General features: G+C 72.7%; 21 protein-coding genes. 5 read left to right on the top strand and 16 right to left on the bottom strand.

Annotated elements, in window-relative coordinates; genetic code table 11:
- Positions 1–3: 3 nt before the first annotated feature.
- A complete protein-coding gene (locus NOSIN_RS23880; protein ID WP_077692885.1) occupies positions 4–882 on the bottom strand; it encodes an alpha/beta fold hydrolase in 879 nt (292 codons plus the stop codon).
- Between the two features lie 230 nt (positions 883–1,112).
- Here NOSIN_RS23880 and nhaA point away from each other — a divergent pair, with 230 nt between their 5' ends.
- Positions 1,113–2,375 (top strand): Na+/H+ antiporter NhaA, encoded by a 1,263-nt coding sequence (gene nhaA, locus NOSIN_RS23875; RefSeq protein ID WP_077692884.1) that lies wholly within the window; start codon positions 1,113–1,115, stop codon positions 2,373–2,375.
- 72 nt (positions 2,376–2,447) lie between these two features.
- On the opposite strand, the gene atzF is transcribed toward nhaA, so the two are convergent.
- The 4 genes from atzF to NOSIN_RS23855 form a co-directional block, all read right to left on the bottom strand.
- A complete protein-coding gene (atzF, locus tag NOSIN_RS23870) occupies positions 2,448–4,175 on the bottom strand; it encodes an allophanate hydrolase (protein ID WP_077692883.1) in 1,728 nt (575 codons plus the stop codon).
- Complete coding sequence (gene uca / locus NOSIN_RS23865) at positions 4,175–7,843, bottom strand: urea carboxylase (RefSeq protein WP_077692882.1); 3,669 nt, start codon at positions 7,841–7,843, stop codon at positions 4,175–4,177. Before uca ends, atzF begins: the two co-directional genes overlap by 1 nt.
- A 53-nt stretch (positions 7,844–7,896) precedes the next feature.
- Positions 7,897–8,610, bottom strand: coding sequence for a GntR family transcriptional regulator (locus NOSIN_RS23860; protein ID WP_227014494.1), 714 nt, complete (start codon positions 8,608–8,610; stop codon positions 7,897–7,899).
- A 221-nt stretch (positions 8,611–8,831) separates the two neighbouring features.
- Complete coding sequence (locus NOSIN_RS23855) at positions 8,832–10,397, bottom strand: SLC13 family permease (RefSeq protein WP_077692880.1); 1,566 nt, start codon at positions 10,395–10,397, stop codon at positions 8,832–8,834.
- A 265-nt stretch (positions 10,398–10,662) separates the two neighbouring features.
- On the opposite strand from NOSIN_RS23855, the gene NOSIN_RS23850 reads away from it, so the two are divergent.
- Positions 10,663–11,613 carry a TAXI family TRAP transporter solute-binding subunit gene (locus NOSIN_RS23850; protein WP_077692879.1) on the top strand — a complete coding sequence of 317 codons (951 nt, stop codon included), beginning with the start codon at positions 10,663–10,665 and terminating at the stop codon, positions 11,611–11,613.
- Positions 11,614–11,730: 117 nt separating this feature from the next.
- Here the strand turns inward: NOSIN_RS23850 and NOSIN_RS23845 are convergent, their stop codons facing one another.
- The 3 genes from NOSIN_RS23845 to NOSIN_RS23835 form a co-directional block, all read right to left on the bottom strand.
- Positions 11,731–13,131, bottom strand: a complete 1,401-nt coding sequence (locus tag NOSIN_RS23845) for a sensor histidine kinase (RefSeq protein ID WP_077692878.1) — start codon at positions 13,129–13,131, stop codon at positions 11,731–11,733.
- Positions 13,132–13,134: 3 nt separating this feature from the next.
- The gene (locus tag NOSIN_RS23840) at positions 13,135–13,812 is read right to left on the bottom strand and encodes a response regulator transcription factor (RefSeq protein ID WP_077692877.1); all 678 of its coding nucleotides are present in this window, start codon (positions 13,810–13,812) and stop codon (positions 13,135–13,137) included.
- Between the two features lie 461 nt (positions 13,813–14,273).
- Positions 14,274–14,714 carry a DoxX family protein gene (locus NOSIN_RS23835; protein ID WP_077692876.1) on the bottom strand — a complete coding sequence of 147 codons (441 nt, stop codon included), beginning with the start codon at positions 14,712–14,714 and terminating at the stop codon, positions 14,274–14,276.
- 365 nt (positions 14,715–15,079) lie between these two features.
- Here NOSIN_RS23835 and NOSIN_RS23830 point away from each other — a divergent pair, with 365 nt between their 5' ends.
- Positions 15,080–15,652 carry an NADAR family protein gene (locus tag NOSIN_RS23830; RefSeq protein WP_077692875.1) on the top strand — a complete coding sequence of 191 codons (573 nt, stop codon included), beginning with the start codon at positions 15,080–15,082 and terminating at the stop codon, positions 15,650–15,652.
- A gap of 14 nt (positions 15,653–15,666) precedes the next feature.
- Here NOSIN_RS23830 and NOSIN_RS23825 read toward each other — a convergent pair whose 3' ends face one another.
- From NOSIN_RS23825 to NOSIN_RS28070, 3 genes are read right to left on the bottom strand one after another with little or no spacing between them, the layout of a single operon-like run.
- Complete coding sequence (locus tag NOSIN_RS23825) at positions 15,667–15,984, bottom strand: hypothetical protein (protein WP_143832990.1); 318 nt, start codon at positions 15,982–15,984, stop codon at positions 15,667–15,669.
- Positions 15,981–17,138: a serine/threonine-protein kinase gene (locus NOSIN_RS23820; RefSeq protein ID WP_236743490.1), complete on the bottom strand. Its 1,158-nt coding sequence runs from the start codon at positions 17,136–17,138 to the stop codon at positions 15,981–15,983. The genes NOSIN_RS23825 and NOSIN_RS23820 overlap by 4 nt, the downstream gene beginning before the upstream one ends.
- Positions 17,139–17,180: 42 nt before the next feature.
- Complete coding sequence (locus tag NOSIN_RS28070; RefSeq protein ID WP_255528192.1) at positions 17,181–17,309, bottom strand: hypothetical protein; 129 nt, start codon at positions 17,307–17,309, stop codon at positions 17,181–17,183.
- A gap of 595 nt (positions 17,310–17,904) precedes the next feature.
- On the opposite strand from NOSIN_RS28070, the gene NOSIN_RS23815 reads away from it, so the two are divergent.
- A complete protein-coding gene (locus NOSIN_RS23815; RefSeq protein WP_077692873.1) occupies positions 17,905–18,147 on the top strand; it encodes a hypothetical protein in 243 nt (80 codons plus the stop codon).
- 43 nt (positions 18,148–18,190) lie between these two features.
- Here NOSIN_RS23815 and NOSIN_RS23810 read toward each other — a convergent pair whose 3' ends face one another.
- On the bottom strand, positions 18,191–18,955 hold the full coding sequence (locus tag NOSIN_RS23810; protein WP_077692872.1) for an SDR family NAD(P)-dependent oxidoreductase: 765 nt from the start codon (positions 18,953–18,955) through the stop codon (positions 18,191–18,193).
- A 126-nt stretch (positions 18,956–19,081) separates the two neighbouring features.
- Between NOSIN_RS23810 and NOSIN_RS23805 the strand changes: the two genes are divergently transcribed.
- On the top strand, positions 19,082–20,011 hold the full coding sequence (locus NOSIN_RS23805; RefSeq protein WP_077692871.1) for a helix-turn-helix transcriptional regulator: 930 nt from the start codon (positions 19,082–19,084) through the stop codon (positions 20,009–20,011).
- 73 nt (positions 20,012–20,084) lie between these two features.
- Here NOSIN_RS23805 and NOSIN_RS23800 read toward each other — a convergent pair whose 3' ends face one another.
- Genes NOSIN_RS23800 through NOSIN_RS23785 form a run of 4 tightly spaced genes read right to left on the bottom strand, consistent with a single transcriptional unit; the run spans position 20,085 to position 25,841 of the window.
- Positions 20,085–21,002: a carbohydrate ABC transporter permease gene (locus NOSIN_RS23800; protein ID WP_077692870.1), complete on the bottom strand. Its 918-nt coding sequence runs from the start codon at positions 21,000–21,002 to the stop codon at positions 20,085–20,087.
- The gene (locus NOSIN_RS23795; RefSeq protein WP_077692869.1) at positions 20,999–21,976 is read right to left on the bottom strand and encodes a carbohydrate ABC transporter permease; all 978 of its coding nucleotides are present in this window, start codon (positions 21,974–21,976) and stop codon (positions 20,999–21,001) included. The genes NOSIN_RS23800 and NOSIN_RS23795 overlap by 4 nt, the downstream gene beginning before the upstream one ends.
- Complete coding sequence (locus NOSIN_RS23790) at positions 21,973–23,355, bottom strand: ABC transporter substrate-binding protein (RefSeq protein ID WP_077692868.1); 1,383 nt, start codon at positions 23,353–23,355, stop codon at positions 21,973–21,975. The genes NOSIN_RS23795 and NOSIN_RS23790 overlap by 4 nt, the downstream gene beginning before the upstream one ends.
- 32 nt (positions 23,356–23,387) lie before the next feature.
- Positions 23,388–25,841, bottom strand: coding sequence for a beta-glucosidase family protein (locus NOSIN_RS23785; RefSeq protein WP_077692867.1), 2,454 nt, complete (start codon positions 25,839–25,841; stop codon positions 23,388–23,390).
- Positions 25,842–25,997 lie beyond the last annotated feature (156 nt).

Below are 25,997 nucleotides of genomic sequence, written 5' to 3'. Positions count from 1 at the left end.
GGGTCAGTCCACCGAACGCAGCAGTTCGGCGACCCGCTCGGGCTGCTCGTTCAGTGCGAGGTGGCCCGCGCCCTCCATGACGGCCACGTCCGCGTCCAGGAAGCGGCGGGCCGGGCCGTGCAGGCGCGCGGGCGAGTAGAACGTGTCGTGGGAGCCGGTGGCCACGACGACCGGGGTGTCCTCCCAGGGCCGCAGGCACTCCATCGGCAGCGGCCCCGGGGCCAGGCTGGTCCGGCAGTGGCGGCCCACCAGCGTCATCCACTCCGCGTAGGGGTGGGTGCCCGCGGTGACGTGCGCCGGGCCGCTCATGAAGTTGAGCAGGCGGGTGCTCTTGTCCCTGCGCGGGCCGATCATCCACGGCAGGGCGGCCCGCATCAGCTCCGGGCTCTTGGCCGCCGTGGTCAGGCCCGCGGGGCCGACCAGCACCAGGGCGTGGACCAGCGGCGAGGGTTTCGCGTTCAGGGCGACGACGGCGCCGAGGGAGTGGGCGAGCACGGTGACGGGCCGCTCGGTGAGCCGCGGGAGCACCTCGTCGAACCAGCGTCCGTAGGCCGAGGCCCTGTTGGCCCGGGGGCGGACACCGGCGCTGAGGCCGGGCTGTCCTGGCAGGTCGGCCAGGAGGACCTCGCGGTCCCGGGCGATGACCCGGGCGGTGTCCACCGAGGTCGCCGAGTTGAAGTTGGTCCCGCTCAGGACGAGTGCCGGAGTGGCGTCCCCGCCCCGGGCGCGGAAGGCACGGGTGGCTCCGAGAGCGGTGTCCAGTTCGGGCAGCGCGTCGAGCCCCGGCCAGTCGGCGAGACGTCTCTCGCACCAGGCGCGGATCTCGCGGGCTCCGGCCTCGGAGCGGTAGACGCGCACGCCTTGCGGGTTGGAATCGGGCATGAGCCACCTGCTGTTTCGGGGTAGGCGACAGCGACCGCCGACCAGTCTTCCCGGCACATCTGCGGAAGACTGTACTCACCGACCTCCGGGCGCGCCATCAGAATCGGACACATAGCCCCTGGGCTGGACATTTACCGCACCTTCCGGGAGCATGGCCGAGGCGCACTGCGCCTAGGTGTGCCGGGAAGACTGGTCGGCGAGTCCTTCAGTCGTACTCCCGAAAGGTGCCTATGAGCATCGACCCGATCGAGCATCCCCGGAGCCCGGGGCTGCTCTCCCGCTTCGCCGACGTACTCCGCAGCGACAGTGTCGGCGGCTTCCTGTTGATCGGTGCCGCGGCCATCGCGCTCGTCTGGATCAACTCCCCGTTCGGTGAGGTCTACGAGCGACTGCGTTCGATCACCTTCGGGCCGGAGTTCCTGCACCTGGACCTGACGCTGGAGACGTGGGCGGCCGACGGCCTCCTCGCCATCTTCTTCTTCGTCGTCGGCAACGAGCTCAAACAGGAGTTCGTCCACGGTGAGCTGCGCAATCCCAGACGCGCCATACTGCCGATCGTCGCCGCCGTCTGCGGGATGGTCGTGCCCGCCGCGATCTACGCCGCGATCAACTTCACCTCCCCCGACACCATCCAGGGTTGGGGCATCCCGATGGCGACCGACATCGCCTTCGCCATCGCCATCCTCGCGGTGGTCGGCCGCGGGCTGCCCGTGGCGCTGCGGACCTTCCTGCTGACGCTGGCGATCGTGGACGACCTCGGCGCGGTCGTCGTCATCGCGGTGTTCTACACCTCAGGCATCAACTTCGTGGCTCTGCTGGCCGCCGTCGCCGGCCTGGTGGTGTTCTGGTACCTGCAGAGGGGCAGGGGGCTGGCCGCCAGGCTCAACGCGTCGGTGGTCCCCAACTGGCTGGTCTACGTGCCCCTGGCCGCGGTGATCTGGTTCCTGGTCCACGAGAGCGGTGTGCACGCCACCATCGCGGGCGTGGCGATGGGCCTGCTGATGCGCACCGACAAACTGCCCGGGGAGGAGCACGACCCCAGCCACGGCGCGGAGCAGATGCTGCGCCCCTGGACCGCGGGGCTGGCCCTGCCGATCTTCGCGTTCTTCTCCGCCGGTGTGGTCTTCGACGGCCTCGGCGAGATCGTCACCGACTCGGCGGCCTTGGGCATCATCGCCGGCCTGATCCTCGGCAAGGTGATCGGTATCGCGGGCGGCTCCTGGCTGACCACCAAGGTGACCGGCGCCGAGCTCAACCCCAGCCTGAAGTGGATCGACATCATCGGCATGTCGCAGTTGGCCGGTATCGGCTTCACCGTCTCGCTGCTGATCAGCGAGCTGTCGTTCCTGGGCGCTCCGGAGCACCTGGCGCACGCCAAGACGGGCGTGCTGGTCGCCTCCCTGATCGCCACCGTCCTGGCCGCGGTCATCCTGGGGCTTCGAGCCCGGCACTACCGGAAGCTGGGCTACCCCACGAGCACGTCCGCCGAGTAGGCGGACGCGGAAGAGCACGGCGGCACGGGCCCGCCGCCCCGGGACTCACCGGGGCGGCGGGCCCGCCGCCGTTCATCCCCTCCCCGACGCGAGATAGGCGAGCCAGCCGCCGTGGTGGCTGACGTCCTCGGCGCCCTCGGCCGCGGCCGGGTCGCAGGCGAAGCCGACCACCGCACGGCCGTCCGCCAGGGTGACCGCTCCCAGTGCCATGGGCGGGGGCAGAGCGGCCAGGAAGGCACCGAGCCCCGCCGGGGAGATCCGCCAGACCTCGCAGCGCAGGGAGGTACCCCGCCCGTTCGTCCGGAGCACGCCGGGTTTGGACGGTGACGCCTCCGACCTCCCGTCGGGTGCGGCGGTCCCGGGCAGGGCGACCATGCGGTAGTCCGCGCTGGTGAGCGCCTCCTCGACGAAACGGGCTCCCAGACCGGTGAGCTGGTGGTTGAGCGGCTGGCCGCGCAGGTGCGCGCCGAACACCGCCAACTCCACGCCCGGCGCGGGGTAGGCCTCCCCCGGTTCCTCACCGACCAGGCCCGCCGCCAGGTCGAGGGCCACCTGGTCCTCGAACGCGCGGGTGAGCACGCTGACCCCGAAGGGGCGGCCGTCGACGGTGCCGGCGGGCACCGCCACCGCCGCCATGTCCAGCAGGTTCACGAAGTTCGTGTACGTGCCCAGGCGCGAGTTGGTCTCGACCGGGTCGGCCGCCACCTCCTCCAGGGTGGGGTGGCCGACCGTGGTCGGCAGGAGGAGGGCGTCGAACCCGTCCAGGATCCGGCGGGCCTCGGCTCCGTGGGAGGCCAGCCTGTGCTGGTCCGCGGCGAGCCGGTGGGCGGGGACGCCCTCCGCCGCCAGGATGATCGCGGAGACGGTGGGGTCGGCCCCCTCGGGGTGGCCGGCCAGGAACTCCCCCACGGCGGCGTAGCGTTCGGCGACGAGCGCACCGTCGTAGAGCAGCCGCGCCGCCTCCAGGAGGGGGGACACGTCGACCTCCGCCGTCCGCGCTCCGAAGGCGCGCAGCGCGTCGACGGCCTTCCCGAAGGCCGCCCGTTCCCCGTCCGCGAGCGGGGCCAGCGCCTCGTCCGAGGGAACCGCCACGCGTCCCCCGGGCCGGGCGGCGAGCCGCACGTCGGCGGGCCAGTCGCGGCCGAACGGGTCCCCGGGCTCGGGGCCGGTCATCACGGCCAGGGCGGCGCCGCCGGAGGCCAGGTCCCGGGAGAACACGGTGACGCAGTCGTAGGGGCGGGCCGCGGGGACCACATCGGAGGACGGGACCAGGCCGAGCGTCGGCTTGAGCCCGACGATGCCGTTCAGGGCTGCGGGCACCCGGCCGGAACCGGCGGTGTCGGTACCCAGGGCGATGTCGGCCATCCCCAGGGCCACGGCCACGGCCGAGCCCGAGCTGGACCCGCCGGCGATCCGCTCCGGGTCGTGGGCGCCACGGACCGCGCCGTGGGGGCTGCGGGTGCCGACCAGCCCGGTGGCGAACTGATCGAGGTTGGTCTTGCCGAGCACCAGGGCGCCCGCGTCCACCAGCCTGCGCACGCACGGCGCGCTCGCCTCGGGGGTGAACGCGTACCCGGGATGGGCGGCCGTGGTGGGCAGGCCCGCCACGTCGATGTTGTCCTTGACCGCCACGAGCGTCCCCGCCAGCGGCAGCTCCTCTCCTGAGGCGAGCCGCTCCTCCAGCGCCTTGGCCTCCACGGCCAGATCCTGTTCGGGGCGCAGGGTGATCCAGACCTCGGGCCGGTCGGCCTCGGTGATCCGGCGGTAGGCGGAGCGGACACGGTCGGTGGGAGTGGGCATCAGGCGGATCCTCCTTGGGCGATGACGGCCATGGCGCTCCCCGGTTCGAGGTGCTGGCCCGGTGTGACGAGGACGTCCGAGACCCTTCCCGCTCCGGGGGCTCGGACGACGACCTCCAGCTTCATGGCCTCCAGGCGCACGAGGGGCTGCCCCTCCTCCACCATGTCGCCGGGAGCCGCGTCCACCTTCCAGACGGAGGCGGACAGGGGCGCCTCGACGAGGCGGGCGCCGGGCGGCAGGTCGGGTGCGGCCGTGGCGACGGGCTCGGGCTCGGGTCGGTCCTCGAACTCTCCCGAGGCCTCCCACGCCCGCCGCTCGGCCTCGAAGGCCGCGGACCGGCGGCGCTCGAACTCCCCGATCGAGTCGGCGTTCTCGGCGAGGAAGCGCTCGTGGTCGGCCAGGACGAACTCCCCGTCCGCGACGGCGAGTTCGTGACGTCCGGCCAGCAGGTCGGCGCGGACGTCCAGGAGTTCTTCGTGGCCCACGGGATACCAGCTGATCCGGTCGAAGAACCGCAGCAGCCACGGGGTGCCGGGTTCGAAGGGGCCGTACTGGCGCAGCCCGGACCAGATGGGGACCGTGCGCCCGATGAGCTGGTAGCCGCCGGGGCTCTCCATGCCGTACACGCACAGGTAGGCGCCGCCGATGCCGACCCCGGCCTCGGGAGTCCAGGTGCGCGCGGGGCTGTACTTGGTGGTGACCAGGCGGTGGCGCGGATCGAGCGGGGTGGCCGCCGGGGCGCCCAGGTACACGTCGCCCAGGCCCAGGACCAGGTAGGAGGCGTCGAAGACGGTGTCGCGGACCTGGTCGGCCGAGTCGAGGCCGTTGATCCGGCGGATGAACTCGATGTTGTCGGGGTTCCAGGGCGCGTCGTCGCGCACGCCGGTCCGGTAGCGGGCGATGGCCTCGTGGATGGACGGGTCGTCGTAGGACATGGGCAGGTGCAGGGTGCGGCTGGGAACCCGCAGCCGTGAGGTGGGCGGCAGTTGCCCCTCGATCTCCCGGAGCAGGCCCAGGAGGGTGCGCAGCGGCAGGACCCGGGGGTCGGTGTGCAGGTGCAGGGAGCGGACACCGGGGGTGGAGTCGACGATGCCGGGCGGCGCGGCCTGGTCGAGGGCGGCCATGAGGGCGTGGACGCGCATGCGCAGGCCCAGGTCCAGGGACATGGGCCCGTACTCGACGAGGAGGTTGTCGTGGCCGCTGCGCCGGTAGGTGACCTCCGGTGTGCCCTCGCCCGCCGGGACGCGGGCGAGGACGCCATCGTCGCCGTCCGCCCCGCTGCCGCGCAGGAGCGCGGCGGCTTCGGGGGCGGTGTGGATCCTCTCGGCCGCGGCCTCGGTCACCGGGTGGAAGCGCACGGTGTCGCCGGGGCGTAGCTGGCCGACCTTCCACCGGGATCCGCTGACCACGGTGACGGGGCAGACGAACCCGCCCAGGCTGGGGCCGTCGGGGCCGAGCAGGACGGGTGTGTCGCCGGAGAGGTTGACGGAGCCGACGGAGTAGGCGGTGTCGTGGATGTTGGAGGGGTGCAGCCCGGCCTGACCGCCGTCGGGACGCGCCCAGGACTGCTTGGGACCGGACAGGCGGACTCCGTTGCGCGCGGACTGGGAGTGCACCCTCCAAGCGGTGGCGTAGAAGGCGGCGAGCCCCTCCCGGGTGAGGAACTCCGGCGCGGCGTGCGGCCCCTCGGACACCTCGACGTCCCAGTGGGAGCCCGTGCCGTCCGTGGAGCGCCCGGCGGCGGTCTCCGGATCGGTGCCCGCCGGGTCGGTGTCCGCCGTTCCGGACGGGACCGGGATCACGGGCCGCTCGGCCTCGGGGACGGGCCCGGGCGCGGGCGCGTCGGCGGGCTCCGGCAGGGAGCGGAGCACGTCCCCGAGGCGCAGGGCACGGCCGCTGTGGCCTCCGTACCCCCCGGCGGTGAACGTGGACGCGCTGCCCAGGTACTCGGGGACGTCCAGCCCGCCCCGGACCAGTACGTAGGTGCGCATGCCGGGTCCCCGGCAGGCTCCGACGTCGAGCAGGCCGCCCGCCGGCACCCGCACCGGCTCCCACTGGAGGACCGGGGCACCGTCCACGGCGACCTCGGCGGGCGCACCGGTCACGCACACGGTGGCGGCGGCGGAGAAGCGCAGGGCGGGACCCTCGATGGTGCACTCCAGCCCGGGGGCGCCCTCGGGGTTGCCCAGGGCACGGTTGCCCAGACGCAGGGAGAGGTCGTCCATGGCGCCCGACGGCGGGACGCCGACCTGCCAGTAGCCGGTGCGGCCGGGGAAGTCCTGGACGGTGGTGAGGGTCCCGGCCCGCTCCACCTCGATGCGCGGCTCCCGGTCGCCGACCCCGGCACAGGTGGCCGTGGTGTGCCCGACGGCGCGGACTTCCTCGTGGCGGGCCAGGGACCTCAGGAGGCCCAGGTTGGTCTGGAGGCCGTCGATCCGGACACCGTCCAGCGCGGCGCCGAGCCGCTCCAGGGCGTCGGCCCGGTCCTCGCCGTGCACGATGACCTTGGCGAGCATGGGGTCGTAGTCGCTGATGACGTGCTGTCCGGCCTCCACCCAGCTGTCCACGCGCACTCCCGCGGGGAACTCGACCCGTGTGAGCAGGCCGGAACTGGGCCGGAAGCCGTGGGCCGGGTCCTCGGCGTACACCCGGGCCTCGACCGCGTGGCCGTTGCGCGCCGGCCCCTCCGGGGGGACGTCGGCGAGGACGTCCTCACCGCGGGCCAGGCGGAGCATCCAGGCGACCAGGTCCACCCCGGTGACCTCCTCGGTCACCGGGTGCTCGACCTGGAGCCGGGTGTTGACCTCCAGGAAGGACGCCTCACCGCGTTCGACGTCGTAGACGAACTCGACCGTCCCGGCGCTGCGGTAGGACACCCCGGCGCAGAGTTCGCGCGCGGCGCGGTGGAGTTCGGCGCGCAGGTCCGCGGGCAGGCCGGGGGCGGGCGCCTCCTCGACGACCTTCTGGTTGCGGCGCTGCAGGGAGCAGTCGCGGTCCCCGAGGGTGACCACCCTGCCGTGCCCGTCACCGAACACCTGCACCTCGACGTGCCTGGCCCGGGAGACGAAGCGCTCCACGAACACGCCGCCACCGCCGAAGTGGGTCTGGGCCATCCGGCTGACCTGGTCGAAGGCGGAGCGCAGGGACTCCTCGCCGGAGCAGGGCCGCAGGCCGATGCCGCCTCCGCCCGCGGTGGACTTGAGGATGACGGGGTAGCCGATGTGCTCGGCGGCGGCGACCGCCTCCTCCACGTCGGCGAGGACGTCGCTGCCCGCGACCATGGGCAGTCCGGCGGAGGCCGCGGCCTTGCGCGCGGTGTGCTTGTCGCCGAACTCCTCCAGGTGGCGGGGCTCGGGGCCGACGAACACCAGGCCCGCCTCCTGGACGGCCTCGGCGAAACCGGCGCTCTCGGACAGGAAGCCGTATCCGGGGTGGACCGCTCCCGCCCCGGAGGCCGCGGCCGCGGCCAGGACGCGTTCGGTGTCCAGGTAGCTCTCGGCGGCTGGAGCGGGCCCCAACCGGACGGCCTCGTCGGCGAGACGTGTGTGGAGCGCGCCCGCGTCGGCGTCGGAGTAGACCGCGACGGTGCGCAGTCCGAGTTCTCGGGCGGAGCGGATGACGCGGCAGGCGATCTCGCCGCGGTTGGCGACGAGCACGGAGTCGAACACGCTGGCTCTCCTTGGTCCGGGGGCTTTGTGTGCTGAGGTGCGCGGGGAGGAGTTCAGGGGGCGTGCGCGTACAGCGCCATCTGGGTCAGGGCCCGACGGGCGCGTTCCAGGACGACCTCCATGGAGGCGCCGACGTGCTCGTACATGGCGTGGTAGGCGGCGTCCAGCTCGCCCGCGACGAGGTGCTCGGCGATCCCGATGTGCTCGTCGATGGTGGAGGTGATCCGGTCCTCGGTGAGGAAGTCGTACATGCGCACCCTGCGGATGCGCCGGTTGACGGAGACCAGGGACTCGGTCAGCGCCCCGTTCCCGGAGGCCCGGGACAGCGCGGCGTGGTACTCCTCGTCGAGGAGGACGAAGGAGGGGTCCGGCGGGGGCGGATCTGCGCGCAGGCCCCGCCAGCGCTCCAGCTCGACGGCGAGGATCGCGGGATCGTGCCGGACACCGGGGTCCTCCGTGGCACGCGCGATGCCGCGCAGTTCGAGGGTGACCCGGAGCTCGTAGAGGTCGCGGAGCTCGGCGAGGTTGGGAACGGTGGCGTAGAAGCCGTTCTCGCGCCGTTCGACCAGCCCGTCGGAGTGCAGGCGTGCCAGGGCCTCACGTACCGGGGTGCGGGAGACGCCGAAGCGTTCGGCGAGCCGGACCTCGCCCAGCCGGGTGCGGGGGCCGGTCCTACCGCTCAGGACCTCCTCGCTGATCAGGGCGTAGACCCTGTCGCGGCGCGAGGTGGCCGCCGCATCCACCAGGGGGCCGGGACGTGTATACATCCGTGTGTCCATGGGGACCGACGCTAGGAAGGGCGTGTTTCGGCGGCCCTCTCCGAGGATGAAACGTGGGTTTCCTCGTGTTTCGGCGTGTTTCACGCCCGCTCGCGCCCTGTGCCGGGGCACAAGGCGACGGGCGCCGCGGCCCGGTGGGACGGGGGCTTTCGCCCTCCACCGGTGCCACGGCGCCCGTGGGAGCCGTCCGCCCTGCGCGGGCGGCCGCGTCAGAGGCTGATGCCCAGGGCCCAGCTCATGAGGCCGTACATCGCGCCGAGGATCAGGACGAGCCCGACGAGGTTCAGCCAGAGGCCGCCGCGCATCATCTGGCCGATCCGCACGTGGCCGGTACCGAAGACGATCGCGTTCGGCGGGGTGGCCACCGGCAGCATGAAGGCCATGCTGGCGGCGAGGACGGCCGGGATGACGAGGACCATCACGTCGACGTCCATGCCGATCGCCACACCGCCGAGGATCGGCAGGAAGGTGGCGGCGGTGGCGGTGTTGCTGGTGAGCTCGGTCAGACCGAGGACCAGGGCGGCGACCGCCAGGATGATGACCCAGACGGGGACGCCCGCCAGGGCGGAGACCTGTCCGCCGACCCAGGTGCTCAGTCCGGTGGCGGTGAACTGCGAGGAGATGGCCAGGCCGCCGCCGAAGAGCAGCAGGACGCCCCACGGGAGCTGGACGGCGGTCTCCCAGTCCAGCAGGCGGGTCCCGCGGCCGACGGGGATGAGGAACAGCGCGATCGCGGCGGTCATCGCGATGACCGCGTCGCCGAAGCTGCCCAGCCACGGGGCGACGGCGGCGACGGCCTCGACGTCGGCCAGGACCGGGACGAAGATCCAGGAGAGCGCGGCGAGGGCGAAGACGGCGAGCACCATCTTCTCGGCGCGCGACATCGGGCCCATCTCGGCGAGCTCGCCGCGGATCAGGTCCTGCGCGCCCTCGACCTTCCGGGTCTCGGGGCGGAAGACGCGGACCAGGACGAACCAGGCGATGAACAGGAAGACCACGGCCAGGGGGACGCCGGCCGCCATCCACTGGCCGAAGCCGATGTGGACGTCGTGGTTGTCGGCCAGGTAGGCGACCATCAGGACGTTGGGCGGGGTGCCGATGATGGTGGCGACCGAGCCGATGGAGGCGGCGTAGGCGATACCGAGCATGAGCGCGGTGGCGAAGTTCGCGTCCGTCCTCCCGTTGCGGAACTGGGTGATGAGCGCGACGACCGAGATGCCCACGGGCAGCATCATCACCGCGGTCGCGGTGTTAGAGACCCACATGGAGATGAACGCTGTCGCGATCATGAAGCCGCCGACGAGGCCGGCGGTGTTGGAGCCGACCTTGGAGACGATGGTCAGCGCGATCCGCTTGTGGAGGTTCCACCTCTGCATCGCCAGGGCGAGCATGAAGCCGCCCATGAACAGGAAGATGGTGTCCGAGCCGTAGGACGGGGCGACGTCGTCGACGGACGTGCCCTGGATCATGACGGGGAAGAGCACTAGGGGCAGCAGCGAGGTGGCGGGGATCGGGATGGCCTCGGTGGCCCACCAGATGGCGATGAACGCGGTGATGCCCGCGACGGCCCGGCCGTTGGCCGACATGACCGGATCGCCGTCCTCCCCCTCGCCGAGGGGCATGGGCATGTCCGGCATGAGGAAGTAGACCAGCAGGCCGACCAGCGGACCGGCGACCAGGCCGATGACGCGGGAGCGGGGAAAGCTGTTCGCGGGCTTGCCGTCCTGTGTGGGCGACGTGGTGTCCGGCGTGTCGACACCCTTCGGGGACGCCATGGGTTCCTCCTGTTACGGGCGACTGGGGGCGGGGTTTCGCCCACCGGGGGACTCCTGCGTCTCACTGGGTTTGCCTGCCGGTTTCCCCCGGGTTACTCCGACTTGCTACAGCGATGGTGGGTATCTCCCCCAGGGGTGTCCAACACCTCACCCAAAACTTGAGGTTCCTCTGACATTGGGACACGGTGGGTCGGTGACCTGGGACACGGGGTGATCCGCGAGACGGTGCGCCGGGGCACCGCTCCACACTGCCTAAGCTGCACATATGCATCCGAGGGGACCGAACCGGCGTACCGCCCTGCGGGGCGCCGCGGGCGCCCTCGCCCTGGCGGCGGTGAGCGGTTGCACATGGCGGGAACCCCCGTCCCCGGCCCCGGTGTTCGTGGTGGCCACCGGCCCGCCCGGAGCCGTGTACCGGGAGATCGGTGCGGAGATCGCGCGCCTGCTGGACGAGCGCCTGCCCGGGACCCGGGTGAGGACCGTCGAGACCGGCGCCTCGCATGACAACCTGCGCCTCATCGAGGCGGGTGAGGCGCAGCTCGGCCTGGCCAACCTCGACTCGGTCATGGCCGGCGAGGTGGCCGGCGCCGACCCCCTCCGCGCGATCGGCCGCCTCTACGACAGCTTCGTGCACCTCGTGGTCCTGGACGGGTCGCCCGTGCGCCGTCTGGGGGACCTGGAGGGACGCAGGATCTCGGTGGGCGCGGACGACTCCGGCACCGAGTTCACCGCGGACCAGATCCTCGCGGAGACCGGGGTGGGAATGGAGGTGGTGCGGATGAACCAGGCGGACTCCGCCCGGGCCCTGGGCCGCGGGGAGATCGACGCGATGTTCTCCCTGACGGGGCTGCCCACCCCGGCCATCGCCGACCTGGCGGAGCGGCACGTGATACGCCTGATCGACCTCTCCGACGCTGCGGCCGCCATGGCCGGCGTCCGCCCCGAGGCGTACTTCCCCGCCAGTGTCCCGGCGACCACCTACGAGGGCGTGCCCTCCTGCCCCACCATGTCCGTGCCGAACCTGCTGCTGTGCTCGGCCGACCTGTCGGAGAGGCTCGCCCACCTGGTCGCCGACACCGTGTACACGGGCGCCAGGAGGATCGCGGCCTCCCGCCCGGAGGCGGCCCAGATCAACGTGCGCACCGGCATCTCCACCGGTGCGGTCCCCCTGCACCGCGGCGCCGTGCGCTGGTACCGGGAGAACAAACCCGCGTGAGGCCCTCCAGGGACCGGTGAGACCCGTGGGGTCTCCGTCTGAGGACCCCGTGGGGACCGGGCGGCTTCCCGGAGGGCCGGACGACGTCCCGCGAGGGACCGTGCGGCGTCCCGGGGGTCAGTCGGCCTCCGGCGGCGCGGGCGGCAGGGAGATCACCGCGCCGAACCCGGGGCGCCCGTCTCCGGGCAGGCCTTCGCCCAGCGCCAGCTCCCCGCCGGCGCCGCGGACCAGGTCGGCGACGATCGCCAGCCCCATCCCGGTCCCCTCGGTGTTCTGGTGCCGGGCTGAGCGCCAGAAGCGGTTCAGGGCGGTGCCGAGCTCCTCCTCGGCCAGTCCCTCCCCGTCGTCGAGCACGCTGATCCGGACCGGGTCGCCCGCCCGGACGCGCACCTCCACCCGGGTCCCCCCTGACAGCCGCAGGGCGTTGCTCACCAGTTCGTCGAGGATGCTGCCCAGGCCCCCGGCCGGAGCCTGTACCCGCACCCCCTCGGGGACGTCGGCGGACACGGAGATCCCCCGGGCCGTGCCCAGGGCGCGCCAGCGCTCCGTCCGCGTGTCCAGCAGTTCGGCGACCTCCACGGCCTCGGTACCCGTCACGCTCTCCAGGCGGGTCGCGGCCAGCAGGGAGTTGAGCATCCGGTGCATGGCCGTGGTCTCGTCCACGGCCACGGCGTGCGCCTCCCTGGCCTCCTCCGTGGTGAGGTGGGGCGCGAGGTTCTCCACCGCCAGACGAAGGCTGGCCAGGGGGTTGCGGAGCTGGTGGGAGGCCTCGGAGACGAAGGAGCGCTGGCGCTCCAGGGATCTGCGCACCACGTCGACCATCGTGTTGAAGGACTCGGTGAGGCGGCGCAGCTCCGGCGGGCCGCGCTCGGCGTCCACCTGCACGTCCAGGTCCCCCGAGGCCACCGCGGTGGTGGCCGCGTCCAGTCCGCCGATGGGGCGCAGGACCCAGCGCGACAGCGGCAGCGAGACCGCCACCAACAGCCCCAGGGGCACCAGGCTGAACAGCGCGAGCCACCCCCACGACCCGAGGATGTCGGCGCCGAGGCGGTCGGTGGGGGCGACGAGGACGACCGCGCCGACCACCTCGCTGTCCCTGCCGACGGGCTCGGCGACCACGAGGGGCTCGGGCGCCCAGGGCCAGACGGTGGTGGGCGGGGCGGGACGCTCCCCGGCCAGGGCGACGGTGACGGTGTTCGGGGAGTCCAGGTCCGCGAGGACCTCGTTCAGGCGCCCGGTGCCTCCGGACCCGGTCACGGTCCCGCCGTCGGGTGCGACCACGGCCACCGGGATGCCGTACAGGTCCTCGTAGCGGGACATCTCCTGTACGAGCGCGTCCCGGCGGTCGGTCTCCAGGGCGGTGCGGGCCAGCGCCGCGAACCGGCCCGCGTCCCCCAGCCGGTCGACGTACACCTCCTGGGTCCGCTGCTGGGCGATGACGGTCCCCAGCGGGACGACGGCCGCGGCGACCAGGACGAACGCGGCGGGCAGGAGGACGGCGAGCAGTCTGCGGAGCACGGTTCAGGACCCGTCGAGGACGTATCCGACACCGCGCACGGTCCGGATGCGGACGGTGTGGCCGAGCTTGGCGCGCAGTGAGCCGATGTGGGTGTCCAGGGTCCTGGAGGAGGCCTCCCAGGCGGCGCCCCACACCTGGTCGAGGATCTGGTCGCGGGCCACGACCGACGGGGACCGGGAGGTGAGGAGGGCCAGCAGGTCGAACTCCTTGCGGGTCAGTTGGAGCTCGGTGCCGCCGGCCACGGCCGCGCGGGAGCCGGTGTCGATGGTGAGCGCGCCGGCCCTGAGCCGGGGCTCCTCGTCGACGGCCTCGGCCCGCGCCGTGCGGGTGCGGCGCAGGACCGCGTCGATGCGGGCGAGGAGCTCGGCGACGCCGAAGGGCTTGACGACGTAGTCGTCGGCCCCGGCGCGCAGTCCGCGCACCCGGTCGCGTTCCTCGCCGCGCGCGGTGACGGCGATGATGGCGGTCTGCGGGCGGTCGCGGAGCCTGCGCAGCAGGTCGATGCCGTCGGCGTCGGGCAGGCCGAGGTCGAGGAGGACGACGTCGGCGGGCGGGGCGCTGAGGGCGCGCTCGGCGGTGGCCACCCGCTGGACGTCGAAGGAGGCCGCCCGCAGAGCGGTCACCAGACCACGGGCGACCCGGTCGTCGTCCTCGACCACGAGAATGCGCATGACCTGCATAGTAGGCAGTGTTCACCCCTTTTACGGCACTCCGCCGGACCGCTGCCGTCGGCGGCCGGCCGCGGCGCCCGTTCGGCGGCGCGCGATCGACGACGACATCCGGTCGGCGGTGGCGCGCGACCGCGGTCCGGGGGGGCGGACGCGTGGGGTCTGAGGTGCGTGGGTGGGACCGGGGCGACTACGCGGGGCTGGGACAGACGCGTGGGGTTGGAGAGCAGGCGTGGGGGCTGTGCGAAATATGTCCTTCTGTTCGGCGTGCGGAACCGAATGTTCTCGTGCGCTAACTCCGTCCGTCTTTCACGAAAGTCCGGGGGCGCCGTGCGGCGCCGGGAAGTACGCGGTGTTCCTCTGTCTGATGTGTGAAAGCGGATAAGCAAGTGAAAAAGTGTTCCTGGCACAGGTGGCTCGTGAAAAGCCACCCGGGCCGTCCGCCTCCGGCGACGGACGGCCGGGTGCCCTGGTCAGGAGGCCGGTACGGGTTCAGAGGCCCGGCGGCGGGGTCGGCCCCACGGCATGACGCGGTCCAGGGAGTAGCGGCCGCCGGCGAAACCGAGGGCCAGAGCGGTGGCACCAAGGACCAGGAGGAACTCGAACCCGCCGACCAGCGGGTCGCCGAGGTGGGCGAAGTAGTAGGCGTTGGCCATCATGAACGCCAGGAGGAATCCGGCGAGGGGCAGGGCGAAGCCGACGATGAGCGCCAGTCCGGCGCCCACCTCGATGAGGGCGCCGAGGAGGGCGGAGAACTGGGGGAAGGGGATTCCCAGGGAGGCGAAGCCCTGGGCGGTGCCGTCGAGGTCGGTCGCCTTCGGCCAACCGTGGGAGACGAAGACGACGCCGACCACCATCCTCGCGAGCAGTGTGGTGACGTCGCCGACTCCGGACAGGAGCGATCTATCGGTCATGGGGATTCCTGTTCTGTGAGCGGGTATTTCCGAAAAGAGGCCGCACTCCCGGCCGGATAACCGGGATGACCTTTTCCGAAGGACAAATGGTAATACCTATCCCTCTGGCCACATAGAGTGCGAAATCGAAAGATTCCCCGCGCCGGGCATTCACCCTGGTGGGGACACATAACAGAACGTGGTTCAGTCCTGGCTCCCCGTACCCGTCGGCCCCGCGTACCGGGGATCCTCCTCCGCGGACCACCGCCGCCCCCGCACACCGGGCACCCCCGCCGACCGGACGCATCCGTACGCCGGACGCACCCGCGGGACGGCCACCTCCGCGCGGCGGCCGTCCGTCACCGTCGTCTGGGACACTTCCCGCCATGACGGACACACGCGACCCCGCGGGCGCGCGCACGGTGGAAGAGCTGATCGCCTCGACGGGGCGGGCGAAGTACCTGTGCTTCTGGGGGCACAAGCCGCCCGCGGACGGTGGTGTGTCGGCGAGCTGCCTCTCGCAGTGGTGGCCCGCCGCCTTCACCGTGGACGGAACCGGCTACCCCACCGCGGAGCACTACATGATGGCCGCCAAGGCGCGCCTGTTCGGCGACGCCGAGGCCGAGGAGCGGATCCTCGCCGCGGGCCATCCCCGGGACGCCAAGGTGATCGGCCGACAGGTGCGCGGCTTCGACCAGGAGGCATGGGAGGCGGCCCGCTTCGGGATCGTGGTCGAGGCCGGCGTCGCCAAGTTCGGCCAGAACCCGGACCTGCGGGAGTTCCTGCTGGGCACCGGCGGGCGGGTGCTGGTGGAGGCGAGTCCCCGCGACCGGGTGTGGGGCATCGGACTGGGTGCGAAGAACGACGACGCGCGGGTACCGGAACGCTGGCGGGGCCTCAACCTGCTGGGCTTCGCGCTGATGGAGGCCCGCGCCCGCCTCGCCTCGTCCGCCTCCTGACCCGCCGCCGGGCCTCAGACCTCGTGGCCCGCGCAGGTGCGGATCTGCGCGTCGTCGCGTGTGCGCACGCCCGGCAGCCAGCCGGCGGCGCCGCCCCCGGTGGTCACCCGGCACATGGTGCTGGAGCTCTTCCCGCTCTCGTCCGTGACGGTGACGCCGTTCGTGACCCGGCACGTCGTCTGGAGGACGTCGCCGTGCCAGACCCGGCCGGCCCGGTTGCCCGGGTCGGCGTAGGGGGCGTACGGGTCGTGGACGATCCGCAGACCGCACTCCGGCGCGCGCGAGGCCTGACAGGGCCCCTCGGCGTTGAACACGGTCAGCGGCACAGTCACCGGTTCCGGCGGGGTCTCGGGTTCGGGCTCCTCCGAGGGCTCCTCCGACCGCTCCGCCTCCTCCGGCTCCTCGTCGGGTTCCTCGGACGGCTCCTCCGAGGGCTCTTCGGACGGTTCCTCCGAGGGCTCCTCGGACGGCTCCTCCTGGGAGACCGGCCCGGGAACGCGGCGCTCCTCCTCCACGGGCTCCCCCTCGGCGGGTTCGGGCTCCTCGCCGGCCGCGAACCACGTGGCCATGGGCAGGTGCTCCCAGTTCCGGCCGAGGGCCACACCGCCCACGATGAGCCCCGCCAGGAGGACCAGGGCCCCGAGGGCGGCCCCGGCACGGGCCAGGACCCGTCGGGTCCGCCCCCACCGACCGCGGGGATCTCGTACTCGCGCTCGGCGCCCGTCCGCACACCGTGCCAGTCGCGGTCCAGCAGGCCGGCGGTGGCCGCCGCGGCGGTCCCGACGTCGCGGACCGGCGCGATGGCCCGGCCCGGGGAGGCGGCCTGGACCACGCCGTGCACCAGTTCCAGAGCGGTGGGCCGCTCCGCCGCCTGCTTGCTCAGTGCCCGCAGGGACAGGTCCGCCAGGGGGCCCGAGAAGCCGTCGGTGTCGGGCGGGGTGTTCAGCACCCGGTGCGCCACGGCGGCCGCGTTCCCCGACCCGAACGGCGGGCGGCCCGTCGCCGCGTACGCCACCAGCGCGCCCCACGCGAACACGTCGTCGGCGGTGGAGACCGGCTCGCCGCGGCAGTGCTCCGGACTGATCCATCCGGGCGACCCGCTCAGCATCCCGGTGCGGGTGATGGCCGTCTGGTCGACCGCCCGCGCCACCCCGAAGTCCAGGACGCGCGGCCCCTCCGGTGACAGGATGATGTTCGAGGGCTTGAGGTCGCGGTGCGCGATCCCCGCCTCGTGGATATGGGCCAGCGCCTCGGCCACCCCCACCGCCAGGCCGCGCAGCAGTTCCCCGTTCAACGGGCCGTGCTTGCGCAGGTGTTCGCTCAGCGTCATGCCGCGCACGAGCGGGTTCGCCAGCCAGGGCCGGGCCGCGTCGGTGTCGGCCTCCAGCAGCGGCACGGCGCAGGCGCCGCCCACACGGTCCAGCAGGTCCACCTCGCGCGCGAAACGCGCCCGGAAGTCGTCGGCCGACGCGTACTCCGGGTGGATCAGCTTGACGGCCGCCAGACGGCCGCTCTCGTCCCGCGCCGCTTACACGAGGCCCATGCCGCCCGCCCCCAGCCGTTTGAGCAGCCGGTAGGGGCCGATCCTGACCGGATCGCCGGGATCCAGGCCGGTGACGGCCGTGGGCAGGACGACGGTGAAGGAGGCCGTGGGCACTGGAGGGGAACCTCGCTCATTCGGGGCTGGGTGGCGTGGAGGGACAGCACTCGGGAGCGAAAAGCGCCTTCACGAGGGTGGTCGAGCCCCACCCGTCCGGGGTCCCCGACGGCCACGGTCCCGAAGGCCCCGCCCGGCCCGGTCGGGCCGGTCGGGCCGAGGACCGCGTGGCGGGACGCGTGGACGGCTGTGCCGGATGCCGAGCCCGGGCAATTATTTCCCTATTGCTACCGGAATGAGCGCAATGTGGCGATAACAGAGCCTTTCTCCGAATCCGAATCCATGATCACCGCCGGATCATCCGAATTTCATCTGCCCTGCCTCCGTTCACGGCCGTGCCCCGCACCGGACAGGAGTAGAGTCCGATAACACAGACGGCACGGTGCCCCGGCACCCGCACCTGTTTCCCCGGAGCACTCCGGGTCGCGGCACTTCCGCCGCCGCCCCGCAGGCGCTCCCGCGGCACGACCACGCACGTCCCGCCGCGCGCCGCCCCGGGAAACCGATCCCCCACGCACCCACCGGTGCCCACGCGCGTTCCGGGAAACGCACCGTCCTTTCCGACCAGGACGAACCACACTCCCAGGGAATTCCCATGGCGTACTACCGCATCCAGTTGTGCGACGGCTCCTCCCACACCCTGCAGGCGGTGCGTATGCGCACCGACGCCGGCAGCCTCTACCTGGAGGAGCGCACCGCCGGGGCGTGGACCGAGGTGTTCGCGAACCCGATCACGGAGGTGGAGCGCGTCCAGCGCCGCTTCACCGAGAACGACGGCACCTGGACCTGGCTGAACGAGCGCCTGCCCGCTCCGGTCGGCGGCGTCCGGGCCTGGTGAGGGCCGGCGCCGGGCGGGGCGGCGCCCGGCGCGGCCCCCGCGGCTACCAGGGCAGGACGCCGTAGCTCTCCGGGGCCGACTCGGAGGCCAGGTGGCCCCACAGCACCCCGCTCGGCCCGTCGTCGGGCAGGGTCGCCAGGTGCAGGCTCACCCGCGCGCCCTGTTCGGGGGTGCGGTGGCCCGTGTTGTGGTTGAGGTCGGTCTCGCAGTATCCGGGGTTGGCCGCGTTCACCTTGGCCCCGGCGGGTGCGAGGGCCTTGGCGTACAGGGCCGTCACCATGTTCACCGCCGCCTTCGAGGCGGGGTACCCGGCGTTGCCCTCCATCGCGAAGAACGGGCTGGCCGGGTCGGTCATCGTCCCGATCGAGCCGATCTCGCTGGACACGTTCACCACACGCGCGGACTCCGAGCGGCGCAGCAGGTCCAGGAACGCGTCGGTGACCGTCACCGTGCCCACCACGTTCACCTCCAGCGTCCGGAGGAACGCGGTCGGGTCGGTGTCGCCGATCCCGCCCCAGTCCATGGCCACGCCCGCGTTGTTGACCAGCACGTCCAGCCGTCCGAAGTCCGCCTCCACCCGTGCGGCGGCGGCCCGGACGCTCTCGGCGTCGGTGACGTCCAGCGCCAGCGCGCGGGCGTCGGCCCCCTCCTCGCGCAGGGCCTTCTCGGCCTCGACGCCGCGCTCGGCGTCCCGGGACCCGACCAGCACCGTCATCCCCTCCAGCCCCAGCAGCCGCGCGGTCTGGAATCCGATCCCCTTGTTCGCCCCGGTCACGAGGGCGATCCTGTCGTTCTGTGTCTTCGCCATGCCCCCATCGTGGGGCCGGACCGGGTGGTGAGGAAGGAACGGCCGAGACTGGTACCGGCGGTACCACTGTCAGGAGCGCGTTCCTGGGGCATCCTGGAGGAGGACACCGATCCGAGGAGGCAACCGATGGTGGACCGCGGCGAACTCGCGGCGTTCCTGCGCGACCGGCGCGCCAGGATCGGCACCGGCGACGTCGGGCTGCCCGACACCGGGCGCCGGCGCACCCCCGGCCTGCGCCGCCAGGAGGTGGCCCAGCTCGCCGGGATGTCGGTGGAGTACTACGTGCGGCTGGAGCAGGCACGCGGCCCCCATCCGTCACGGCAGGTGCTGTCGGCGCTCTCGCGCGCCCTCATGCTGGACACGGACGAGCGCGCCTACCTCTTCCACCTGGCCGGAGCCGAGCCGCCCGTCACCCGGCGGCCCAGCCGAGAGGTGACCACGGCGGTGCGGCACCTGCTGGACGGCCTGGCCACCACCCCCGCCTACGTGCTGGACGCCAAGTACGACGTCCTCGCCTGGAACCGGATGGCCACCCACTTCATCGGGGACATGACGGCGCTTCCGGCGGACCGGCGCAACATCATCGAGTGGATGTTCTCCCAGCCGGACGACGACCCGCACTGGGACGATCCCAACGCCGAGTGCTTCACCCACTACTCCGTGGCGGACCTGCGCACCGCCTACGCCCGCTACCCCGGCGATCCGGGCATCGCCCGGCTGGTCACCACGCTGCTGGGCACCTCCCCGAGGTTCACACGGATGTGGGAGTCGCGCGAGGTGCGCAGCAGGCGCGGGTTCACCAAGAGGGTGGAGCACCCCCTCGTGGGGACACTGGTGTTCGAGTGCCAGGTGCTGTACGTCCCCGACACCGACCAGCGGGTGATGATGTACGTCCCCGAGCCCGAGTCGCCCACGGAGCGGGCGCTGGCGCGCCTGGCCGCGGAGTCCCCCGCGCCCGAGCCCCACTGGGGTCCACCGCCGCCCGGGCCGATGCCCTGCGGTCCGGACGGCGTGGCCGAGATCCCGCCGCCCGCCATGGAGCACGACGGACGCTGACCCGGCCCGGGGAGGCCGGGGCCGGGGAGGCGGGACCCCCGAAGGGCTCGATCGGAGGTCCCGCCGACGCGGGTCAGCCCTTGACGGCGCCCGCGGTCATGCCTCCGCGCCAGTAGCGCTGGAGGACGATGATGGCGATGACCAGCGGGATGACCGACAGCATGGAGCCCGTCACCACCCGCGTGTACATCTCGATGTCGCGTCCCTGGTAGGACTGCCAGGTCACCAGCCCCAGGGTGATCGGGTACAGCTCCTCGTCGGCGAGCATCACCAGCGGCAGGAAGTAGTTGTTCCAGATGCCGACCATCTGGAACAGGAACACCGTCACCAGCGCGGGTGCCATCATGCGCAGCCCGAGCGTGAAGAAGATGCGCCCCTCGCCCGCGCCCTCCAGCCGGGCCGACTCGATGACGGAGTCGGGCACCGAGGCGTCCGCGTAGATCCGGCACAGGTAGAGGCCGAACGGGGAGATGAGGCCGGGCAGCAGGACCGCCCAGTAGGTGTTGGCCAGGCCGATCTGGCTGAACAGCAGGTACAGCGGCAGTGCGGTGGCCGCCGCGGGGACGAGCACGCCGCCCAGGACCAGGCCGAAGACCAGCTCCCGGCCCCGGAAGTCGTACTTGGCCAGGGCGTACCCGGCGGCGGCCGCCAGCAGGGTGGCCAGCAGGGCGCCGAGCACCGAGTACAGGAGGCTGTTGAGGGTCCAGCGCCAGAAGACGCCGCCGTTGTAGGTGAGGACCTCGGAGACGTTCGCGAACAGGACGAACTCCTCGCCCAGCCCGAAGCCGAACGAGTCGAACAGGTCCGAGGTGGTCTTGGTCGCGGCCACGAACACCCAGTACACCGGTACCAGGAAGTAGACGGCGGCGACGGCGAGGATCGCGGTGACCAGGATCCTGGACCTGGCGGATGCGCCGGTCGCGGTGCCCCCGCCCCCGCGGCGGCGCCGCGCGGGCGCCCTGTCGTCCTTCTTGACGTCGGTCGTGGTCATCGCCGCCGGTCCTTCCTGTTGACCAACCAGAGGAACCCGAACGAGAGCACGAACGCGGTCAGGGCCACGACGACCGACTGCGCCGCCGCCACGTTGTAGTCGTTGTCGGTGAACGCGGAGTTGTACGCCGCCATGTTCGGTGTGTACGCGGAGTCGATGTTCACCGTGAACGCCGCCAGGATCTGCGGCTCGGCGAACAGTTGGAGGGTGCCGATGATGGAGAAGATCGTGGTCAGCACCAGGGCGGGTCGGATCAGCGGAAGCTGGATGTTCCATGCGGTCTGGAGCGGTCCGGCCCCGTCGATGCGCGCCGACTCGTACAGCTCGCCGGGGATCGTCTTGAGCTGCGCGACGAGGATCAGCATGTTGTAGCCGATGAACATCCACGTGATGATGTTGGCGATGGACCACAGCACGCCGCTCGGACCGAGCAGGTCCGGTTCCAGGCCCACCAGCCCGGCCACGTCCAGGATCGGGGACAGGCCCGGGACGTACAGGAATCCCCACAGCAGCGAGGCCACCACGCCGGGGACTCCGTAGGGCATGAAGTACAGGGCGCGGAAGAAGCCGGGCCACCGGGCCGAGGCCGACTCCAGGAGCAGGGCCAGCACCAGGGCCAGGCCGAGCATGACCGGGACCTGGACAGCGCCGAAGAGCAGCACGCGGCCGATGGAGTCGACGAACGTCTCCTGCCCCAGGGCCCGGGTGTAGTTGTCCAGCCCGGCGAAGACGGTCTCCCGGCCCTCCTCGCCGAACAGTCCGTACCGGCGGATCTGGATGAAGCTCTGGTAGACCGCGTACAGGATCGGCAGGACGAAGCACAGGGTGAACAGTGCCAGGAACGGTCCGACGAACCCCCAGGGGACCAGGGCACGGGACCGGGCCCGGGACCGGCGTCGGGGCGGCGCGGCGGTGGCCGTGCGCGGCCCGTCCGGGGACTCCTCCCCGGGCGCGCTGCGCGTGGTGGCGGTCATGACGCGCTCCTCACCGACAGGCCCTTGTTCCGGATGTCGTCGACGGTCCTCTTCTGCGCGAGGGCCAGGGCGTCCACGAAGGAGGTGCCCTCGGCGACGGCGGAGCGGAACGCGTCGCCGATGTGGTCCTTGGTACTGGACAGAGTGGGCCCCCACTCCCAGTCGGTGGGGATGTACCCGGTGGCCTCGGCGATGGTGCTCGTGTAGTTCTGGTCCGAGAAGTAGGGGTCGGGCCCCTGGTTGCGGACCGAGTTCGTGTTGAGCTCCTCCGAGGCCGCCCAGCCGATGCCGCACTCGGTGATCATGGCGTCCACCGCGCGCTGGTCGGTGCTGAGCCAGTTCGCGAACAGCATCGCCTCGTGGGGGTGGGGCGCCCCGGTGAGCACGGCCGAGGCCGAGCCTCCCCAGGTGCCCTCCCGCCGCTCCCCGCCGCCCCACTGGGGCATGCCGGCGGCCTTCCACCGGCCGGGGTTGTCGGGGTCGTTGCCCCTGATGATGGCGTCGCCCCAGCTTCCGACCGTCCACGTGCCGATGGTGCCCTGTTGCAGGCCCTGGAACCAGCCGGTGGACCACACGGCGCGGGTGAGGTCGAGGACGCCCTCACGGACCAGCCCCTCCCAGAACTCGGCCACCCGTACCGAGGCGTCGTCGACGAGGTTGACCGACCACTCCCCGCCCTCGGTGCCGAACCACCGGGCTCCGGCCTGCATGCACATGGCAGCGAGCCAGTCCGCGTCGCCGACGGGGAAGGACTCGATGAAGGCGCCGTCCCCCGCGGCCGCCACGCGGCGGGCCGCCTCGGCGTACTCCTCCCAGGTGGCGGGCGCGCCGTCGACGCCCCACTCCTCGTACTTGTCGGCGCGGTAGAAGTACGTCATCGGTCCGGAGTCCACGGGGACGCCGTAGTGGCCGCCGACGTAGGAGGCCTGGAGCCACTGCCACTCGTCGTAGCGGTCGGCGTACTCCGTCACGCCGTACCGGCCGAGGTCCTCCAGCCCGTTCTCCAGCAGGAACGAGGGGATCTGGAAGAACTCCACCTGCGCCAGGTCGGGCTGGTTGCCCGCGATCAGGGAGTTGAACATCTTGGCGTAGCCGCCGTCGAGTCCTCCGGGGATGGTCACGGCCCTGACCTGGATGTCGGGGTGCTCGGCGTTCCAGATGTCGGCCACGGCCTGGAGGCCCGGCCACCAGGTCCAGTACGTGAGCGTGATGTTCTCGTCGGGGCCCTTGGGAGGGACGAGCGGCCGGTCCTCGGCCGGGCCGACGGTGGCGGCGCACCCGCCGAGTGCCGCGGCGGAGCCGAGCGCCGACGCCGTCAGACCCGCGCGGACCAAGTCGCGGCGGGACATACCGCCGGGCGGGGGGAGGGGAACTTTCATGCTGTCTCCTGGGGGAGGACCTTCTGTGGGGGTTAGAGGTCGAGGGAGAGGCGGTGGGCGACGGAGCGGCTGGATGAGCCGACCGCGAGGCGGTAGGCCCCCTTCGGGGTGCGCCACGCGTGCGTGGCGGTGTCCCAGACCGCGAAGGCCCGCGGCGGGACGTCGAGGCGGACGGTGGCCTCCTCCCCGGGTTCGGCCCGGACGGAGGCGAACGCGGCCAGGGACCGTACCGGACGCGTGGTGCCCGCGCCGTCGGCGGGGGGCTCCACGTAGACCTGCACCACGTGGCGGCCCGGCCGGGCGCCGGTGTTGGCGAGCGTCGCGGTGACGCGGACGGGGCCGTCGAGCAGGCCGCCGTCGCGTTCGGGGAGGGCGCCGTCGAGGGAGGCTCCCGTGATCTCCCAGTCGGTGTAGCCGAGCCCGAACCCGAAGGGGCGGTGGGGCTCGCGCCCGTCGCGGTCGTAGGCGCGGTAGCCGACGAACACGCCCTCGTCGTAGGCCATGACCCCGTCGTGGGGGCGGGTGTCCATGACGGCGGCGTCGGCGTGGTCGCGGGGCAGGGTCCAGGGCAGGCGGCCGGTGGGCTCGGACCGCCCGGTGAGGGTGTCGGCGAGGGCGTGGCCGTACTCGTGGCCGCCGAACCAGGACCACAGGACGGCGGGGACCTCGTCGAGCCAGGGCAGGAGCACGGGGGCTCCGGCGTTGACCACGACGGCGGTACGCGGGTTGGCCGCGGCGACGCGGCGGACGAGCTCGTCCTGGCGTCCGGGCAGCGCGAGGGTGGGCCGGTCGTAGCCCTCGGACTCGACCTCGTCGTTGGTGCCGACCACCACGATCGCGACGTCGGCTTCCTCGGCGGCCCGGACCGCCTCGGCGATCTCCTCCTCCTCGGAGGGGCCGGGCGGCAGGTGGCGGATCTGGGCGACGACGCCGCGGCCGAAGCCGCCGAAGTCGGCGACCTCCACGTCGATCTCGACGCGGACCGTGCGGGGCGCGTCGACCTCGACCCCGGTGCGGGGCCCGTCGGGGTGGCTGTGCCGCGACTCCAGGATCTCGGCGTCGGAGGCGGTGCGGCCGCCCTCGGCCAGGACGCCGCCGTCGACGCGGACGGTGTGGCGGCCGACCACGCCGACCTCCACCTGGTGGAGGCCCCGCCGGGTGAGGCGGAGATCGGCGGTGACGACGGCCCTGACCGCGCGGGGGTCGTCGACGCCGAGGTGGAAGGCGGTGCGGTCGAGCTCGGGGGCGCCGACGGGCTCTCCGGAGGCGTCGAGGAGGGTCGCGCCCAGGGAGGTGACGACGTCGAGTGAGGCCGCGGGCAGGAACCGCCGGGGGTCGCCGCCGCGCACGACGGTGAGCTCGACGCCTTCGGGCAGGGCCTCGCGGAGCCCCTCGGCGGGGCTGACCAGGTACTTGGAGTTGACGTGCGCGCTGCCGCCGCCCTGGGTGTAGGCGTCCACAGCGTTCGGGCCGATGAGCGCGATCCGGCGCACTCCTTCGACGGCGACGGGCAGCAGGCCGCCCTCGTTGCGGAGCAGGACGTGGCCGCGCGAGCCGATCTCGCGCAGGAGGACGCGCTCGTCCTCGCCCTCGACGGCGGGTGAGGTGTCGTGGTCGAGCTTGCCGACCCGGGCGGCCAGGCGCAGGATGCGCACGACCTTGTCGTCGACGACGGACTCGGGGACCTCGCCGGAGCGGACGGCCCGCAGGAGGGCGTCTCCCTCGGCCCAGGGGCCGCGCGGGCCGGGCATGACCAGGTCGAGCCCGGCGTTGGCGGAGGGCGCGGTGCTGCGGGCGGCGGTCCAGTCGCTGACCACCACGCCGTCGAAGCCGAGTTCCCCCTTGAGCAGACCGGTGAGCAGGCGGTGGTGGTCGGTCATGCTGTTGGACTCCACACCGTCGTCCACGCCGTTGTAGGCGGCCATGACGGTCCACGCCCCGGCGGCCAGGGCGGCCTCGAAGGGCGGCAGGTAGACCTCGCGCAGGGTGCGCTCGTCGATGCGGGCGCGGTAGCTGGTGCGCTCGTACTCGGTCTCGTTGCCGACGAAGTGCTTGACACAGGCTCCCACCCCCTTCCCCTGGACGGCGCGCACGAAGGCCGCGCCGAGTTCGCCGGTGAGGAGGGGGTCCTCGGAGAAGCACTCGAAGTGGCGCCCGCCGACGGGTGAGCGGTGGAGGTTGAGCACCGGGGCTAGGACGACGTCGACGTCCTTGCGGCGGGCCTCGGCGGCGAAGAAGCGGCCGACGCGCTCCATCAGCCCGGTGTCCCAGGCCGCGGCGACCGCGGTGGGGCTGGGGGTGCTGGCCGAGTGCTCCTGCTCGGTGGCCTCGGTGCCGCGCACCCCGGCGGGGCCGTCGGAGACGGTGATCGGCAGCAGCCCGGCCTCCGGGCTCTCGTGCAGGACCCACCCGGTGCGTCCGGTCAGCAGGCGCACCTTGTCCTCGATCGGGAGCCGGGTGACACGGGCGTGAAGGTCTGAAGTCATGAGCCCCTGGTCCTGTGACGTACGTCTCGTGGAAGGACCCTACTTACTTAATATTTATTAAGCAAGAGAGGTGGGGGGACTCGATACCGTAGAGGCGGGTCCCGACCCCAGCCACGGACCCGGAGCGCTCCCGAAGGAGCGCAGGAGCGGAGAGCA

Source organism: Nocardiopsis sinuspersici (genome assembly GCF_001998325.1).
Classification (GTDB): Bacteria; Actinomycetota; Actinomycetes; order Streptosporangiales; family Streptosporangiaceae; genus Nocardiopsis; species Nocardiopsis sinuspersici.
Note: the sequence above shows the minus strand (reverse complement) of the source record. Positions and strands in the feature narration are given on the sequence as shown.

Bases quoted from the DNA above. Each gene is read 5' to 3' on its own strand.
- NOSIN_RS23880 (WP_077692885.1), bottom strand. From the start codon at position 882: ATGCCCGATTCCAACCCGCAAGGCGTGCGCGTCTACCGCTCCGAGGCC.
- nhaA (WP_077692884.1), top strand. From the start codon at position 1,113: ATGAGCATCGACCCGATCGAGCATCCCCGGAGCCCGGGGCTGCTCTCC.
- atzF (WP_077692883.1), bottom strand. From the start codon at position 4,175: ATGCCCACTCCCACCGACCGTGTCCGCTCCGCCTACCGCCGGATCACC.
- NOSIN_RS23860 (WP_227014494.1), bottom strand. From the start codon at position 8,610: ATGTATACACGTCCCGGCCCCCTGGTGGATGCGGCGGCCACCTCGCGC.
- NOSIN_RS23855 (WP_077692880.1), bottom strand. From the start codon at position 10,397: ATGGCGTCCCCGAAGGGTGTCGACACGCCGGACACCACGTCGCCCACA.
- NOSIN_RS23850 (WP_077692879.1), top strand. From the start codon at position 10,663: ATGCATCCGAGGGGACCGAACCGGCGTACCGCCCTGCGGGGCGCCGCG.
- NOSIN_RS23840 (WP_077692877.1), bottom strand. From the start codon at position 13,812: ATGCAGGTCATGCGCATTCTCGTGGTCGAGGACGACGACCGGGTCGCC.
- NOSIN_RS23835 (WP_077692876.1), bottom strand. From the start codon at position 14,714: ATGACCGATAGATCGCTCCTGTCCGGAGTCGGCGACGTCACCACACTG.
- NOSIN_RS23830 (WP_077692875.1), top strand. From the start codon at position 15,080: ATGACGGACACACGCGACCCCGCGGGCGCGCGCACGGTGGAAGAGCTG.
- NOSIN_RS23815 (WP_077692873.1), top strand. From the start codon at position 17,905: ATGGCGTACTACCGCATCCAGTTGTGCGACGGCTCCTCCCACACCCTG.
- NOSIN_RS23810 (WP_077692872.1), bottom strand. From the start codon at position 18,955: ATGGCGAAGACACAGAACGACAGGATCGCCCTCGTGACCGGGGCGAAC.
- NOSIN_RS23805 (WP_077692871.1), top strand. From the start codon at position 19,082: ATGGTGGACCGCGGCGAACTCGCGGCGTTCCTGCGCGACCGGCGCGCC.
- NOSIN_RS23800 (WP_077692870.1), bottom strand. From the start codon at position 21,002: ATGACCACGACCGACGTCAAGAAGGACGACAGGGCGCCCGCGCGGCGC.
- NOSIN_RS23795 (WP_077692869.1), bottom strand. From the start codon at position 21,976: ATGACCGCCACCACGCGCAGCGCGCCCGGGGAGGAGTCCCCGGACGGG.
- NOSIN_RS23790 (WP_077692868.1), bottom strand. From the start codon at position 23,355: ATGAAAGTTCCCCTCCCCCCGCCCGGCGGTATGTCCCGCCGCGACTTG.
- NOSIN_RS23785 (WP_077692867.1), bottom strand. From the start codon at position 25,841: ATGACTTCAGACCTTCACGCCCGTGTCACCCGGCTCCCGATCGAGGAC.